Origin of the sequence: Mumia quercus (genome assembly GCF_025506335.1) — a bacterium.
Classification (GTDB): domain Bacteria; phylum Actinomycetota; class Actinomycetes; order Propionibacteriales; family Nocardioidaceae; genus Mumia; species Mumia quercus.
Window position 1 is genome coordinate 570426 of sequence record NZ_JANZYO010000004.1, and the last position, 16703, is coordinate 587128.

A 16703-nucleotide genomic window follows, 5' to 3' on the forward strand; every position below is an offset into this window, starting at 1 on the left:
GCGTCACGCGCTCGGGCCGAGCATCCCTTCCCCGGTCGGCGCGGTCGAGTCCTTGAGCTCCACGAAGATCGCGTGCGTCGGGGTATCGCCGATGTTCTCCCCGTGGTGCTGCTGCGCCGGAAGCCAGCCGACCGTGCCCGCCTCGATCTCCACCTCGCGCTGTTCGTCCCCTTGGACGAGCCGACGCCGGAACGAGGACAGCGTGTACATCACGCTGTCGGGGTGTACGTGAGGGGTGGTGACCGTGCCGGGCTGATCGGCATACTCGAGCACGCGGACACGGTCGTTCTCGAAGATGACCTTGTAGTGATCAGGGTTCGTCTCGGCAGGATCAAGGCTCATCACTTGAGCATCGCACCGTGAGCGAGTACGAGCGCGACCGCGTGGGGTCGAGTAGCCCGGAGCGCTAGCGGAGGGCGTATCGAGACCCTGATAACCCTTCGCTCACACGCCCGCCCCGCCGCCATCATGTGCGGATGAAGTACGACCGCCTGTGGGAACACCTCCTCGAGTACCTCAACACCTGGGGCACTGCGACAGAGCTCGCGCCGGGACGCATCGGACTGTCGTACGACGACGCCGAAGGTGTGCGGCGGCAGGTCGAGATCGTCATGCGCCCCGACCAGTGGGACGACCTGGTGACCGTCATCTGGGGTGACTTCGACGATGCCGCGAAACACGCCCGACGGATGATCGTCGAGGCGTCGGCCGACATGCCGTTCCGCGTGTACGGCACGTACGAGCTGGTTCCTTCAGAGACGCCCGAGCTCCCGATCGACCCCGACGACCTCGAGTTGGAGGAACTGGCTCGCCAGCACCCCGAGGGCTTCGGGCGCTGGGTCGTGACGGACGCCGCGGGCAACCTCATCGACGAGCTCGGCCCCGAACCGGGCTAATCACCGAAGCGCAGCCACTGCCCCTCGGAGATCACCTCGACGGTGCCGTCGGCGACCTTGATGGCCGTCTGGTCGTCGATGGCGTACGCGGGGCCCGCGATGTCAGCCGCCCATCTCTCGGCGCACGCCGTCGTGTTGTCCGGCTCGATGCCGAGGTGCGGGAAGATCGAGAAGTCGACGACCCCGAGGGCGCGGTCGTCGGACGCGGACTGCCACGCGACGAACTCCTCACCAACCCGCGGCGTCAGCACCATGCTTCCCGCACTCAACCCCACCCAGACGGTGTCGGTCAGCGACGGTAGGAGGTCGGCCAGGCCGGAGTGCCGCATCCAGTGGGCGAGGTACGCCGTGTCTCCGCCGGACGCGAGGATGACATCAGCCTCCCGAACCCAGGGGATCCACCGTTCCTCGCCCACGCTGGGGAGCGCTGTCAGCTCGAGGACACCGAGTGACTTCCAACCCAGCCCGGACATGGGGAGCGGCGTCTGACCGGTGATGAAGCGCCAGGCAGACTCCGGCCCGGACATGGGGTTGCCGTAGATCCCCGTCGGGATGCAGAGAGCGCTCGAGTCGGCGATCGGCTTGCCCAGCAGGTCGACCAGGGCGTCGCGAATGCTCGGGTTCGTCACGCCTGCGGACGTGAGAAGAAGCTTCACGTGGGCCTCCGTTCAGCATCGGGTGTACGGGGACGCAGACTGAATACCGGCACGAAACTCATCGATCTCGACTGGGCACGAGACGTACCGGCCTACCGCTCGCGTGCTGAAGCTGTCAGGTTCGTGAGGCCGGTTTCGCCGGAACGGGCCGGTTCGGCACCCGAGAATCTCGATAGCGTCGTGACACAGTTCGCCGTTCCCGGACAGGAGCAGGGTATGGAGCCCCCGTCCTCGCCGTCGCAGCTGGCGCGTGAACAGCGCTTCCGCGGGGCCTACGACGCGGTCTACCTTGACCCGTCCCACGCGGAGGACATCACCGCAGACGTCATGCTGGTCGCCTGGCGACGCCTCGACGACCTCTCCGCGGAGCTGCCCGACGCTCGAGCATGGCTCTTCGGCGTCGCACGCCACACGATTCAGAACGCTCGCCGGGGCAGCGTCCGACGCGCTGCTCTCGCGGTACGGCTCGCCGAGGCGAGCACGTCCGACGGCGATGCGGAAAACCACTCCAAACTCGTCGCTCAACGGGTCGACATCGCCTCGGCCTGGACACGGCTCAGCGCCTCCCACCAGGAGGCGATCGCACTCACCGTCTTCGACGGTCTGACTGCGTCAGAAGCCGCAACGGTACTCGGCATCTCGTCCGCTGCCTATCGCCTGCGACTCTCCCGCGCGCGCCGCACCCTTCGAGATCACACCAGCTCTCATGGTCCTGACCTAGCTCAAGACGCCGTTTTCGGGTCGGCCTGCATGACGTCTGGACATGCTGCACTGCGGGCACGTCCGATGCCAGAGTCGCGTCATTCCGCCGCGAAGCGGCCACGTCGAACGACCGCGGGCCTGGCGCGCCGGAACGCACTCTCATGCCGATGAGCGGTCGGGCGCAAACCCCCGCGTGTCCGGAGGACGTGACCGTATGCTGCGGCGCGTGGTCCTTGACGCCGGTGACAGCGAGGTGATCTGCCAGTGCTTGGTCGCCGCCGCCGACGGTCCGTTCTTCCCGGACTGGGAGTTCCACACGCTCCTGGATTTCGAGCGCGATGAGATACGTCGCATCGCCCAGCGTTGGCCCAGGTGGGACAACGACGTCGAACAGTCAGACGCTGTGAACAACGTCCTCAACAACCTCCTCGGATACCCGCATGGTCGTTGGGACGTATGGCACGACTACATCGCGCCGACGTCAACGGATGTGGCTCGCATCTACGCGAGATGGCGTGCCGAGGATCAACTGGATGCCTCAGGCAAGGGCTACTTCGACTGTCTGAGGTAACGCACTCGCATGCCGCGATCCGACGCGGGTCGCGGAGCCGCGTCGCTTCGCCGCGATGTTGACCTGCCGCCTCTGTCCGGGGGCGTCAAAACCGCCGCGAAGCGGCCACCTCGAACCACCGCGCGCGGAGACGTACGATCTTGCCGATGAGCGCGCGACGGGACGCGCATTAGGGCAGAGTCGCGTACGTGCGCATCGACAGCTCGTTGCCCTTCCACGGGAATATGGTGTGGCTGACCCGCGAGCAGGGCGGCCGCGACACGGGGCCACCGCCGACACCTCCTGGCCAGGACTATGCGGCTACGGGCTTCGTGCCTCCTGCAAACGCAACCACCGGATTGGCGTCCATCGTCCTTTACTTCCACGTTGAACTTGTGGATCCCGTCGTCTGACGAACGCACTCCCCTGCCGCAGTCCGCGCGCTCGTGCCGATGAGCTGCCGCACCCACTACGGTCGAGATGTGCATGAGCGCGAGGCTGACGAGCGGTACGACAGGCTCATGGTCGACCTGGAGTCCACCTGCAAGTTGCTCATGAGGTACGGCGAGCGTCACTGGTCGGCGTGGATGGACAGTGTTCGCCGCGAGATCACGGCCCATGACGCGCATGGTCTGACCCGCCTGCTGCAGGCATATGGTGGGATGGGCAGTTTCAATGACGTGTACCTGCATCCACCCGACGCCCAGGGTGGCAGGGCGACCGAGCGTCTGGACAACGATCGACTCAAGGAGTTGAGGTCGCAGATGTGGGCGGATGCGGCGGCATTGCTGAAGGCGCTCGATCGCGACACGTGACCGTGCGTTCCGCGATGACGCGCCCACCGACATGCGTCTAACCGCCGCGAAGCGGCCACGTCTATCCGCCGCATAAGCAGCGTTACGTCGAGCGAATCCGACGACGCAGCTCGTCGTAGATGAAGGCGTGATCCGGGAAGTCTCCGCGGCCACGGCCCGGCCACGGATACCGCCACTCGCCGCGCAACCACTTCAGCACCCCGGATGGATCGGGGTGACAGCCCGTGAGGTGCGTTGCCTCGACGACTGCAGAAAGGTCGCTCTCACCGAGTCGTCGCCATCCGATGCCGCCGTCCTCGGTCGCGTAGATGAGCCAGACCGGTGAATCGTCCATCGTTTCGCAGGCACAGAGCTGGATCGCGTGCGTCGCCGCGACCTGATCGCCTGGCAGCGGCTGCTCGGCACCCGACCGGAAGGCGGCCTCCTCGAGGATCCTCTCGACCAGGGCGACGGCCGGGTCCTCGGAGGGCGGCGGACACTGACACGCGGACATCGCGCCATGGTAGGGCGACATTCCGCCCCCACGTCGAGGTCGTTTGCGCCGCGGGTTGGTTAGTGTCGCGGCGTGGGGATCAACGTGCACCGAGGCGGCGGGCCGGAGGCGCTCGCGCGCGCGTACGCCTCGATGCTGCGCGAGGCCCCCGCCGACGTCTTCACGCCCGAGGTCGTCGTCGTCCCGGCACGCGGCGTAGAGCGGTGGCTTGCCCAGCAGCTCTCGCACGAGCTCGGCGCCACCACCGGCGACGACGGGGTGGCCGCGGGCCTCGAGATCATGGCGCCGCAGTCGCTCATCAGCATGCTCCTCGGCCGCGACCGCGACGACCCTTGGCAGGCGGACCGCCTCGTCTGGCCCACCCTCGAAGCCATCGACGAGCTCGTCGGCTCACCCCACTTCGACGCACTCACCCACCACCTCGGCGCCGGACCCGAGATCACCGACAACCCGCGCGCCGAGTGGGAACGCATGGCTCGGCAGTCGCGCCGGTACGCCGTGGCGCGCCGGATCGCCGGACTGTTCGCCTCGTACGCGCGCGAGCGCCCGCAGCTGCTCGCCGACTGGGAAGCCGGCACCCCCACCGACGGTCAGGGCGAGACCCTGCCTGACGACTACCTCTGGCAGCCCATCCTCTGGCGGCGCACGGTCGAGCTCGTCCGCGAACGCCACGACGTCGACGAATCCGTCGTCGAACGCCACCGCCGCGTCGTCGACGCGCTGACCTCCGGCACGATCGACCTCGACCTCCCGCCACGCCTCTCCTTCTTCGGCTACACCCGCCTCGCCGAAGCCGAGCGCGAGCTGGTCGTCGCACTCGGCGCCTGCCGAGACCTCCACCTCTGGCTCCCGCACCCGTCGCCGCAGCTGTGGGCTGACCTCGACGGCCACACCACCGTCGGACCGCGCGCCGACGACCGTACGGCCCAGCACGCGCACCACCCGCTGCTCGCCACCCTCGGCCGCGACGTCCGCGAGCTCCAGGCGGTCCTCAGCACCGACGGCGTCACCGTCCACGAGCCCATCGCGGCCGCAGCCCCGAACGACCAAACACCAACCCGCCTCGCCCTCCTCCAGTCCGACATCCGCGCGAACCGCGCCCCCGACGAGACGCGCACGACCACCGCAGACGACTTCTCAATCCAGGTCCACGCCTGCCACGGCCCAGCCCGCCAGGTCGAGGTGCTCCGCGAGGTCCTCACCTCCCTGCTCGCCGACGGCGAGGGCGCACTGCAACCGCGCGACATCCTCGTGATGTGCCCGGACATCGAGACGTTCGCTCCGCTCATCCAGGCCACGTTCGGCCTCAGCCTCGTCCGCGCGCCGGGCACGCCCACGACCTCGTACCACCCCGGACAGCAGCTCCGCATCCAGCTCGCCGACCGCACGCTCGGCGCCACCAACCCCCTCATCGACCTCGCCCAGCGCGTCGTGCAGCTCATCGCGGGGCGGATGACCGTCTCCGAGGTGCTCGACCTCGCGAGCCACGACGCCGTACGGGCGCGGTTCGGGTTCGACGAGGAGTCCCTGGAGCGGGTCGGGCGGTGGGTCACCGACGCGAACGTGCGGTGGGGGTACGACGCGGGTCACCGCGGCGAGTACCAGCTCGCCGGCCTCGACGCGAACACCTGGACCCGCGGCATGGATCGGATCGCCCTGGGCGTCGCGGTCGCCGCCGACACCGACGGCCCGTCCGCGGCGCGCGTGCCCGTCGACGACATCGGCAGTCGCGACATCGAGGTCGTCGGCCGGTTCCTCGAGCTGATGGAGCGGCTCAAGCGCGCCGCCGACGCCGTACGCCGCAACCTCTCGGCGCGCGAGTGGATGCAGTGGCTGGACGAGACCATCGAAGCGCTCGCCGACACGCCGCCCGACGAGCGGTGGCAGCTCGCCCAGCTGCGGCGCGACCTGGCCGCGATCGGCGAGACGGCCGGTGACCGTACGACGCTGCGCCTCAACGACATCCGGGTGATGCTCGACCAGCGGTGGGGTGCACGCCCGACACGCGCGAACTTCCGCAGCGGCGCGATCACCGTCTGCACCATGGTGCCGATGCGCTCGGTGCCGCACAAGGCCGTCGTGGTGCTCGGGGTCGACGACGGCGTCTACCCGCGCTCGCCCGTGGTCGACGGGGACGACGTGCTGGCGCGCCGCCCCCGGGTCGGCGAGCGTGACGCCCGCAGCGAGGATCGTCAGCTCCTGCTCGACGCCGTGATGGCGGCGGGCGAGCGGTTCGTCGCGATCTACTCCGGCTTCGACGAGCACAACGGGCACCGCCGCCCGCCGGCCGTACCGCTCCAAGAGCTGATCGCCGCAGCCGCCCGTACGGCGACGGCGCCCGAGGACGCGGACCGCGACGCCGACGCCGACGCAGAGCCCACCTTCGTACGGCACCACCCGCTGCAGGCGTTCGACGAGCGCAACTTCCGCCCCGACGGTCCGGTCCCGGGCGGCACCTTCGACAGCGCCGCCCTCGCGGGAGCCGAGGCGTTGCGCGCCTTCCGCACCGAGCCGCCCGCCGCGCCGCGGCCGTTCCTCGACGGCCCCCTCCCGCTCCACCCCCTCACCGCGGTCACGGTCGACGAGCTGGTGGCGTTCCTGCAGAACCCGGCGCGCGAGTTCCTCAAGAACCGCCTCGAGGTGACGGTGCCGCGCGACGCGGACGAGACCGACGACTCGCTGCCGATCGCGCTCGGCGGCCTGGAGACGTGGGCGATCGGCGAGCGGGTGCTGCACGAGGTGCTCGACGGGACACCGCTCGAGGACGCGCTCGACCGGGAGGTCGTACGCGGCAGCTTTCCGCCCGGCGCGCGCGGCCGCGTCGTACGCGAGGACATCGCGGGGAACGTGCGGGCCATCGCGGCCGAACGCGGCGACGCCCGTCCGCGCTCGGTCGACGTACGGCTCGACCTGGCCGTGCCCGGCGACGGCGGCGCCGTACGCATGACCGGGGTGGTCGGCAACGTCAACGACGACGCCCTGTGGCTCCGGACGTACTCGACGATCAGCGCGAAGCACGTCGCGGCCGCGTGGGTACGTCTCCTCGCGCTCGCCGTCGCCGAACCCGACCGTCAGCACCGCGCCGAGCTGCTCGGCAAGAAGGGCGGCCTCCGGCTATCGTCGCCCAGCCCGGCCGACGCCGAGGCGCGGCTCGTCGAGCTCGTCCAGGCGCGGCAGTCGGGGATGCGCTTCCCGATGGGCGTCCCGCCGAAGACCGCGAGCGCCTTCGCCGCCGCGTACCGCAAGTCCCGCCCCGGCGACCCGTACGGGGTGACGCAGGCGCTCGACCGGGCGCGCAACGCCTGGGAGGGCGACCGCTTCTCCGGCGAGAACGACGACGCCTGGTGGCGCCTCATCCTCGGCAAGGAGGCGCCCATCGAAGCGCTCAACCGGCTCCGCAGCCTCGAGTACTTCGGGCCCCGCATCTGGAGCCCCATCCACGAGCACGGGGGCGAGGCATGACCGACGCCATGACCAGCTTCGACATCACCGCGCCGCTCCCGTCGGGGACCACGCTCATCGAGGCCAGCGCAGGTACGGGCAAGACGTGGACGCTGTCGGCGCTCGTGGTCCGCTACGTCGCGGAGCAGGGCCGGTCGCTCTCCGAGCTGCTGATCGTCACGTTCAGCCGCGCCGCGAGCCAGGAGCTGCGCGAACGCGTACGGGCGCGGATGGCCGAGACCCTCGCCGTCCTGCAGAGCGGCGACCCCAGCCATGATTCCCTCATAACCCACCTGCGCGACTGCTCTGCCGACGAGCTCGCGCGGCGTACCGAGCGGCTCGTCACCGCCGTCGCCGACTTCGACACGGCCACGATCGCGACCATCCACCAGTTCTGCCACTACGTGCTCAGGGGCCTGGGCGTCGCCGGCGACTCCGACTCGTACGCCACGCTGGCCGAGGACCTGACGGAGATGCAGGCCGACGTCGTCGACGACCTCTACCTGGCCGAGCACGTGGCGGGTTCGACCCTCGAGTACGCCCAGGCCAGGACCGACACGCAGATCGCGCTCGCCAACCCGAGCGCAGTGCTGTCGCCCACCGATCCCACCGGCCCGCTGGCGGCGCGGCTGGCCTTCATCGAGAAGGTCCGCGCCGAGGTGACTCGCCGCAAGCGCCGAGCGGCGCTGCTCGGCTACGACGACCTCCTCACCGAGCTCGCTGACGCGTTGGAGGCCGACGACAGCCCGGCCCGGCGGCGGATGCGCGAACGCTGGTCGATCGTGCTGGTCGACGAGTTCCAGGACACCGACCCGGTGCAGTGGCAGGTGTTCTCCCGCGCGTTCGCGACGGAGGACAAGACGCTCGTGCTGATCGGCGATCCGAAGCAGGCGATTTACGGGTTCCGCGGCGGTGACGTCGCCACGTACCTGCTCGCCGCGCAGACGGCGGCGACACGGACGTCGCTGCCGACGAACTACCGCAGCGATGCGCCGTTGGTGGACGCGCTGCAGCTGCTGATGGCGAACGTCCAGCTGTCGCCGGACATCGTCGCCCACCCGATCACCGCCCAGAACAAGGCGCATCGTCTGGAGGGAGCGCCGGACAACAGCCCTCTCCGGCTGCGGGCGATCCTGGGCAACAGCAGGCTCCCGATCGGGACCGTACGCGAGACCATCTGCGCCGACGCCGCTGCCGACATCGCGCGCCTGCTCACCTCGGGCGCCACGTTCGACGGCGCCCCGGTCCGGCCGCAGCACATCGCGGTCCTCGCGCACACGAACCGCGACCTGCACCTCATGCGTACGGCCCTGCGCAAGAACGGGATCCCGTCCGTCCTCGTCTCCAACGAGTCCGTCCTGCGTACGACCGCCGCCGAGTGGTGGCTGCACCTGATGATGGCGCTGGAGCAGCCGCACCGCCCCGACCGCCTTCGCCTGGCAGCGCTCACACCGTTCCTCGGCTGGACGGTCGAGCAGCTGGACGCCGAGGGCGAGAAGGGGACGGAAGAGATCTCCACGCAGGTACGCGCCCTGGTCGCGGCGTTCCACCGAGGCGCGATCGCCGCCGTACTGGATGTCGCGCGGAGCCAGGGTCTCGATGCCCGCGTGCTGTCGCAGGTGGGGGGTGAACGCGACCTGACCGACATCGAGCACTGCGCGCAGCTCGTGCAGGAACAGGTGCTCGGCGGGACCGGAGCGCTTCCGAGTCTGGTCGCCTGGCTGAGGCAGCAGAGCGCCGACGACACGTCGGCCACCGCGGCGTCGCGGATCATGCGGCTCGACTCCGATGCGCTGGCCGTCACGTTGTCGACGATCCATGGCAGCAAGGGCCTGCAGTACCCGATCGTCTACGCGCCGTTCCTGTTCGACCACTGGATGAGGGACGACTCGACGCCCGCGATCATCCACCGCGACGGGCAGCGGGTGCTCTCCTTCGACTCCGCGGAGGTGAACCAACCGGAGCACCGGTCGGAGGCGCTCGGGGAGAACATGCGCCTCGCGTACGTCGCGATGACGCGGGCACAGTCGCAGGTCGTCCTCTGGTGGGCGCCGACGCGGAACACCGGCAACTCGGCGCTGCACCGGCTCCTGTTCGGGCAGGCCGACTCCGCCGAGCAGCTCGAGGTGCTGCTCGCGGCCCGCGAACGGAGCGGGGGCGAGGGCGCGGTGGTGGTTCCCGCCGAGCGCGTGGCGGTGAAGAACGGGACGGCATCCGAGCAGATCCTCGAGACGTGGGCCGCTCACGGCGTGTTCAGCCTGGCCCAGGTCGATGGCCATCACAGCGCGCCGGAGGTCTCGGCCGAGCAGGCGACGACACCCCTGGCCGTACGCGCGTTCGACAGCTCCTGGGTCGAACAGGTCTGGCGCCGCACGTCGTACTCCTCGCTGACCGCCGCCTCGCACGACGCCGGTGCCGCGACGTCGGAGCCCGAGTCCGACGCGGTGGGGCGCGACGACGAGGAGCCCGTGGCGGCGCTGGGTGCGCGCGCGGCGGACGCGCTTGCTGAGATGCCGTCGCCGATGGCGCACCTGCCGGTCGGCACCACGTTCGGATCCTTGGTGCACGCGGTGCTGGAGGACGTCGACCTGCAGGCCGAGAGCCTGCACCGTGACCTCCTCGACCGGATCCACGAGCACCTGGCGTGGTGGCCGGTCGACGTGGACGCGGACGCGCTGGCCACGGCGCTCGAAGCCGTCTGTACGACGCCGCTGGGGCCGCTGGCGGACGACGTGACCTTGGTCGACCTGCCGCGTGCGGACCGGTTGGCGGAGATGGACTTCGAGCTGCCCCTGGCCGGGGGTGACCGCCCGCACGCGAGCGCGCGGCTGGGGGCGATGGCGCCGGTCCTGCGTCGTCACCTGCCGGACGACGATCCGCTGCGTGCGTACGCGGATGCCCTCGACGGAGACGAGCTCGGCGGGCAGGCGCTGCTGGGCTATCTGACGGGTTCGATCGACCTGACGTTCCGGCACCAGGGCAAGTTCTACGTCGTCGACTACAAGACCAACTGGCTCGGACCGTCCGACGCCGAGCTGACCCTCGCGGACTACGCACCCGCGCGGCTGGCCGAGGCGATGACCCACTCGACGTACCCGTTGCAGGCGATCCTGTACTCGGTCGTGCTTCACCGCTACCTGCGTTGGCGGCTCCCGGCGTACGACCCCGACGAGCACCTGGGCGGCGTGATGTACCTGTACCTGCGCGGCATGGCCGGCCCCGACACCCCACTGGTGGACGGGCACCCGTGCGGGGTGTTCTCGTGGCGTCCGCCGTCGGCGATGCTCGAGGACCTGTCGGCCGTGCTCGACGGCCGTACGCGCGAGAGGGCGCGATGACCGCCACGACCGGGGACTCGGCGCTCAGCGTCGTCGCCGAAGGGCGGCTACGGACGCTGAACGAGGCGGGTTTCCTCGACGGCAGCGACTGCGTGGTCACCGACCGCATCTGCCGCCAGCTCGGCGAAGACGTAACCGGGGATGCCGCGCTCGCGCTGGCGTTCGCCGTACGCGCGGTGCGGGACGGGTCGACGGCGCTCGCGCTCGACTCGGTTGCCGCGCTGACCGCGGATCTGGAGGACGAGGACGACGAGGGGGACGTCGACGGCGAGCCGCCGACCGTGGGTGGCACGGTCGCGCTGCCCGAGCCGGGGCTCTGGCTGGACACCGTACGTTCTTCTGCCTTGGTGGCCGCCGGCGTGCTGCGCGTCGATCTCGGCCTCGTGTACCTCGACCGCTATCACGCCGACGAGCGGCTCATCGCCGACGCGTTGTGGGCGCGGCGGACGGCGTCCGTACGGCCCGTGGATCCGGCCGCGGTTGAGGAGGTCATGCGCGAGCCCGGCCTGGACGACGCGCAGAAGGACGCCGTACGTGGCGTTGCCGAGCGCGCCACCACGGTGCTGACCGGCGGGCCGGGCATGGGCAAGACGCACACGATCGATCGCGTCCTCGGTGCGTTGGGGGCCGGTCGCGGTCAGGCTCTCCGCATCGGGCTGGCGGCTCCCACCGGCAAGGCCGCGGCCCGGATGAACGAGATGATCGAGGCCGATCCGACTCGTGCGTCGTCGGTCAGCCCGGCAGTGACCCTGCACCGCCTGCTGGGCAGCATCCCTGGCACCAGCCAGCGGTTCAGGCACGACGCCCGGAACCCGCTGCCGCACGACCTCGTCATCGTCGACGAGGCCTCGATGGTCTCGCTGAGCATGATGGCCCGGCTGATCGACGCGCTCGCGCCCGATGCCCGACTCCTCCTCGTCGGCGATCCTGACCAGCTGGCGTCCGTCGAGGCCGGTTCGGTCCTCGCCGACCTCGTACGCGGCCTGGAGGCTGACGGCAGCGTCGTCCGCCTGACGAAGAACCATCGTGTGGGAGGTGTGCGTGCCGACCTCGCCCTAGCGTTGCAGGCCGGTGATGCCGACGACGTGCTCAGCGCGGTCGACGTGGCGAGCACGGACGTCGCGTTTGTCGAGACCGACGCGCCCTCGCTCGAGCTGCTCCCGCAGGTTGTCGACCACGCCGTACGGCTCCGCGAGCTCGCGCTGAGCGGCGACGCGGACGCTGCTCTCGAGCACCTGGACACGCTCCGGGTGCTGTGCGCGCACCGTACGGGGCCCTTCGGCACCCGGCACTGGAACCAGCTCGTCGAACGGGCACTCGCCGAGCGGGCTCCCGAGGTGTCGCTGCAGGCGATGTACGTGGGGCGCCCCCTCCTGGTGACTCGGAACGACTACGGGCTCGGTGTCCGGAACGGCGATGCCGGCGTCATCGTGCGTGCTGAGGACGGCCCGGTGGCAGTCATTCAGACCGCGTCTGGTCCTCTGCGGCTCTCGCCGTGGCGCCTGTCCGACATCGAGACCATGCATGCGATGACCGTGCACAAGGCACAAGGGAGCCAGGCCGAGAACGTCGTCGTGATCGTTCCGCCGCCGCGTTCACGGCTGCTCACCCGCGAGATGCTCTATACCGCCGTCACTCGCGCGGCGGGGCACCTGACGATCGTCGGCAGCCGCGACGCCGTACGCCACGCAGTGGACACCACCGCCACGCGATCGTCTGGACTTGCTGAGCGACTCACCGATTGAGATCGATTGAGGGCTCCCGACGGCTCCCGCCTCTGGGCTGTCACGGACGCCGCTGGCGGCGCGTCAGTCGGTCCCCGACGCGCGGGCTTCCGTCGTGCGAGACTTTGGCGATGCTTTCTCCACTGTCCGGGAGGTGCGAAGCCAGATGGTTCGAGTAGACCCCATCGTTGAACGTTTCGAGCAGGCCCAAAACCGCCTAGTCCTGCAGGCGTCGGATCTCTCGCTGCGCACGATCGCAGATATGGTGAAGTCGGAAGCCATCGACGTCGCGCCTGAGTTTCAGCGTCGTGAGCGATGGGGACCCGAGAAGCGGTCCGCGCTGATCGAGTCCTTCCTGCTAAATATCCCGGTGCCACCCATCTATCTTGCCGAGGACGAGTTCGGTAGCTACTCCGTCATTGATGGCAAGCAACGCATCACGGCCATCGCTGACTTCATGAATGACGAGACTCCACTTACCCGGTTGGAACGCTTCACGGAGATCGAGGGCCTGTCGTTCTCGGCCCTGCCTCCACCTCTTCAGAATTTCCTTACCGTCCGGCCAGCGATCCGCGCAGTGTCGCTTCTACGCCAGTCCGACCCCAACTTGAAGTACGAGGTCTTCCACAGGCTCAACTCGGGCGGAGAACCTCTGAACGCCCAAGAGATCCGAAACGTGCTCTACCGTGGACCCCTGAATGAGCTGGTAGTGACCTTGGGAGGCGACGTGTTCCTTCGCGCGCAGCTCAAGATCCGAAACACGAAGTCTCCGAACTACCGGAAGATGCTCGACGCCGAGTGGGTGCTTCGTTTCCTGACCCTGAGCGACAGCTGGGACGACTTCTCGGGAGACCTCCGGGTTTCGATGGACGGCTTCATGGCTCACCACCAGTTCGCAGCCCCGGATGATCTGAAGGTGATGAGACGCGACTTCCGTGCCAGCCTCCAAGGATGTGCCCACCTATGGGGGGTGAACGCGTTCAAGCGCCCCGAAGGGGGCGGCTGGCGGGACCTCGCCCTCGCTGGCATGTTCGACGCCCAGATGATCGCGGTTCGCGAGGTCGGTTCTCGGGCAGTGATGAAGCTTGGTGATCAAGACGCGGCGGTCCTTGAGGCGACACGCGAGCTATTTGAAGATGAAGAGTTTGAGAGCTCGGTACGCACTGCGACGAATACGCCCAGCAGACTTCGCTACCGGGTCGTTCGGATGACCGAGATGCTGCGGGAGTTCGTCTAGTGTCGGCGGCGCGGGTGGCCTTTCTCCGCCGTCACGCCGCACAGGTCGTAGCTGCAAGTGATCCCGCCTTGCAGGGCTACGGACTAGCGGCGTCAATTGTCAACGAGGCCGCGCGCACGCTGCGGTGCGGTTTGATGGTGCAATCGTACGCGTCGCTCGAGACTTTCCTCCGAGTGCGCGTCGGGGAGGTCCTGGCGTATATCGCCGCCGGAACCGCAACCTTCAGCCGCCTACCGTCACGCCTTCAAGACATGTCGATTTTCGGAGCTCTCGAAGGCCTGCGATTCCGAGTCACGATGTGGGGTCCCGCCGACCCACGGTCCCGTCAGCTCGTGCAGGATGAGGCCGACGCAATCGCCAGCACTGCGCGCAATCCCTACGGCTTCTCAGGCGTCATGTTTGGTTATGACCGAAGTAATCTTTCGCCCGCCAACTTAAAAGACTTTCTGGAAGTAGTGGGGGTGGGAGGAGACCCGTGGCGCCATCTGACCATGATCGCTTCACGCGTCGGACTCGGCGGACTCCCCCTGAAGGACGGAGCCACGAATGGATACCAGCTGCGCAACTCGTGCGCGCACGATGCGGGAAGCCAGGTCACCCCTCAGCAGATAGAGGACTTTCTCCGCGACTCCCTGGCGACAGCGCTCGGATTCGATGCGCTCGTGAGCCGCGCAGGTCGGTTACTGCACGAAGGCAACGTGATCGATCTGGGCAGAGCTCGGAAGTTGCTGGATACCGACATCAAGTTCCGATTTCTTGATCCTCACCCAAAAGGTTGGCGAGAAGTTAAGGAGGGCGGTGTGCATGCTGCTGCGATTCACCGAGCTTCTGAACCCGACATGGCTGCGTGCCTAGCGCGTGCACGCGCAAACTACGAGGTGGTGGTCAGGCGCGACGCGAGGTCCTGGCCGACCGATTGGACCACAACCGAGTGTCCATAATTCCATTCAGACTATCGCGAGAGTGGCTACACTCCAGTTTCCGCATCGAGTATGCTATGGAACATATCAGCCCCGGCTTTCCCCTCGATTACCCTCCTGTGAGCCGATTGCGGATTCTCTCGCGAATGGCGTCGACTATGCGGTGTCGTCCTTCTCCGGGCTTGACGCATCATCACGACGAATAGCGGTCAGACGCACCAGGTACGCATCGCCCGCCGGAGTCAACCTCCAATAGACCGCCTTGTCTGAAACGGTTCTCCTTTTCGTGCCATTCGTGATCACCTTTAGTGCCCGAAGTTGTACGACGATCGTCCCCCAGGAGTCATGGTCGACTGTGATTCGCGGATGCAGGACAGTAGCCCAGTCGCCATCTGGGACCGTCAGGAGTTCGCGCCAGCACATATCGCCCAGCAGTTTTCGTAGTTGAACCTCCGATGCCTCATCGAGCATGGCCGGACCCAGGCCGCTGATAATTTCGTCCCACGTGAACTTCAGTTCAACTGTTTGCGATCCGTCGTAGCCATGTTCAACCGTGAAGCTGACGGACACCTCGTCATCGCCGTGCTCAAACCGGTCATCAATCTCAGCACCACCCTCTGTTGCGACCTGTTCCAGGCTGGCCCTCTCCGCTTCGGCGAGCGCCGCCCGGAGCTCCGCAATCTGAGTACGGGTTGCCTCGGTCATCGCCTGGTCGCCGCGAACCCAGCCCGGCCGATCATGCTGCTTCATTGCACGAATGAGGCCTCGAGAAACGACCGAGGCCAACTCGTCAGCTGTCGCGTAGTCCTTCACCATCCGCGACTTGACCTTCTTGCGGAACTCCTCCAGCCTCTCCCGAGCGTTCTCGTCGATTTCAGACATACCGACGGGGATCGAATTGGGGTCTGCATGGACGAATCCGAGGACAGGAATCCCACACTCGACTGCAAAGTCGTACTCCTTCTCGGTGAAACTGATGCCCTCAGGTGTGACAGACCCGTACCGGCCGCCCACGATCACCACATAATAGTCGCTCAGTCGAATGACCTCCTGGATCAAAGACCACTGGTCCTCGTTAGCAGCGGGAAACATCTCCATGCCTGCCGGAAAGCAGTCGAGTTCCAGCAGTGCCTGTATCACCGCGCGTCGCTCCTCCACCAGATCGATATAGGTGGAGCTGACAAAGACTTGATGCCGTGTGTCGTGCGCGATTGCCATAGTTGGATCGTACCGATAGCTGCGATCGGTACGAGTAGGGTCGAGATGCTTGGTGGGCCTCCGCCGGGTGCTGTCGGCGACCGGGCCGTTGCGCACTCCGTCGGGTGAAAAGGGACCTCGGACAGCGCCATTCCGTCGCGATCGAACGGCCGCCCATGCCGCTGACAGCGCTCACAGATCGCACCGACGCCGCCCGCGAGCCACGACCGTGGCGCTTGCGCACGCAGTCCGTGCTCTGGGAACATCCGCGCCCGACCATGGTCCTGACGCCTTCGTCCATGGGCTCTTCGGCCCCCTCAACGATCCAGCGATCTTCGACCAGTTGACCCCGGCCGGCTGCTCCGCCCCCGGTCCCCGACGGCTACGGCGGAGTCCACGCGACTCCGTCACCCTGGCAGGCCAAGTCTCGGCCCTCCACGCTCACATCGAGGACCGCCACAGCATGCGATCTGCAACGCTGATCGCACATTCGGTCGGTGAGACTATGCGTTCACCCTTGCGGCACCGTGCCCGGTCAAGTCCGCCGATGCACCCGGGAACTGAGCACCCCGCAGCAGCACCCCGCAGCACAGGCAGGTCGCCTTACTGAACCACCCCGGCGTGTCCGGAGACTCTGTTGCTTGGGAAGGATGGAGTCATGTCAGGGAGTACGTCGAAGAGGTACCCGGCTGAGCTGCGTGAGCGGGCGGTCCGGATGGTCGCTGAGCTTCGTC

13 protein-coding genes are annotated in these 16703 nt (G+C 68.0%); 9 read left to right on the forward strand and 4 right to left on the reverse strand.

The features are described from left to right. Positions 1-3: 3 nt before the first annotated feature. Entirely contained in the window at positions 4-342 is a 339-nt protein-coding gene (locus tag NYZ95_RS12090; protein ID WP_262851525.1) for a cupin domain-containing protein, read from the reverse strand. Between the two features lie 134 nt (positions 343-476). On the opposite strand from NYZ95_RS12090, the gene NYZ95_RS12095 reads away from it, so the two are divergent. After that, the gene (locus NYZ95_RS12095) at positions 477-896 is read left to right on the forward strand and encodes a hypothetical protein (RefSeq protein ID WP_262851526.1); all 420 of its coding nucleotides are present in this window, start codon (positions 477-479) and stop codon (positions 894-896) included. Here NYZ95_RS12095 and NYZ95_RS12100 read toward each other — a convergent pair. Further along, complete coding sequence (locus tag NYZ95_RS12100) at positions 893-1552, reverse strand: Type 1 glutamine amidotransferase-like domain-containing protein (protein ID WP_262851527.1); 660 nt, start codon at positions 1550-1552, stop codon at positions 893-895. The genes NYZ95_RS12095 and NYZ95_RS12100 overlap by 4 nt on opposite strands. On the opposite strand from NYZ95_RS12100, the gene NYZ95_RS12105 reads away from it, so the two are divergent. The 3 genes from NYZ95_RS12105 to NYZ95_RS12115 all read left to right on the forward strand — a co-directional run bounded on the left by NYZ95_RS12105 (position 1553) and on the right by NYZ95_RS12115 (position 3619). Further along, positions 1553-2425 (forward strand): RNA polymerase sigma factor, encoded by an 873-nt coding sequence (locus NYZ95_RS12105; RefSeq protein ID WP_262851528.1) that lies wholly within the window; start codon positions 1553-1555, stop codon positions 2423-2425. 55 nt (positions 2426-2480) lie between these two features. Continuing rightward, the gene (locus NYZ95_RS12110) at positions 2481-2825 is read left to right on the forward strand and encodes a hypothetical protein (protein WP_262851529.1); all 345 of its coding nucleotides are present in this window, start codon (positions 2481-2483) and stop codon (positions 2823-2825) included. A gap of 461 nt (positions 2826-3286) precedes the next feature. Then, positions 3287-3619 carry a DUF6966 domain-containing protein gene (locus NYZ95_RS12115; RefSeq protein ID WP_262851530.1) on the forward strand — a complete coding sequence of 111 codons (333 nt, stop codon included), beginning with the start codon at positions 3287-3289 and terminating at the stop codon, positions 3617-3619. A gap of 82 nt (positions 3620-3701) precedes the next feature. On the opposite strand, the gene NYZ95_RS12120 is transcribed toward NYZ95_RS12115, so the two are convergent. After that, complete coding sequence (locus NYZ95_RS12120; RefSeq protein WP_262851531.1) at positions 3702-4112, reverse strand: hypothetical protein; 411 nt, start codon at positions 4110-4112, stop codon at positions 3702-3704. A 72-nt stretch (positions 4113-4184) separates the two neighbouring features. Between NYZ95_RS12120 and recC the strand changes: the two genes are divergently transcribed. The 5 genes from recC to NYZ95_RS12145 all read left to right on the forward strand — a co-directional run bounded on the left by recC (position 4185) and on the right by NYZ95_RS12145 (position 14793). Further along, the gene (recC, locus tag NYZ95_RS12125) at positions 4185-7574 is read left to right on the forward strand and encodes an exodeoxyribonuclease V subunit gamma (RefSeq protein ID WP_262851532.1); all 3390 of its coding nucleotides are present in this window, start codon (positions 4185-4187) and stop codon (positions 7572-7574) included. Then, positions 7571-10891 carry a UvrD-helicase domain-containing protein gene (locus tag NYZ95_RS12130; RefSeq protein ID WP_262851533.1) on the forward strand — a complete coding sequence of 1107 codons (3321 nt, stop codon included), beginning with the start codon at positions 7571-7573 and terminating at the stop codon, positions 10889-10891. The genes recC and NYZ95_RS12130 overlap by 4 nt, the downstream gene beginning before the upstream one ends. Then, positions 10888-12636 (forward strand): exodeoxyribonuclease V subunit alpha, encoded by a 1749-nt coding sequence (gene recD / locus NYZ95_RS12135; protein ID WP_262851535.1) that lies wholly within the window; start codon positions 10888-10890, stop codon positions 12634-12636. The genes NYZ95_RS12130 and recD overlap by 4 nt, the downstream gene beginning before the upstream one ends. Positions 12637-12769: 133 nt before the next feature. Continuing rightward, positions 12770-13852, forward strand: coding sequence for a DUF262 domain-containing protein (locus NYZ95_RS12140; RefSeq protein ID WP_262851536.1), 1083 nt, complete (start codon positions 12770-12772; stop codon positions 13850-13852). A gap of 332 nt (positions 13853-14184) precedes the next feature. Next, the gene (locus NYZ95_RS12145) at positions 14185-14793 is read left to right on the forward strand and encodes a hypothetical protein (RefSeq protein ID WP_262851537.1); all 609 of its coding nucleotides are present in this window, start codon (positions 14185-14187) and stop codon (positions 14791-14793) included. A gap of 135 nt (positions 14794-14928) precedes the next feature. Here NYZ95_RS12145 and NYZ95_RS12150 read toward each other — a convergent pair whose 3' ends face one another. Then, positions 14929-15990, reverse strand: a complete 1062-nt coding sequence (locus NYZ95_RS12150; RefSeq protein ID WP_262851538.1) for a DUF4062 domain-containing protein — start codon at positions 15988-15990, stop codon at positions 14929-14931. Between the last annotated feature and the right edge of the window lie 713 nt (positions 15991-16703).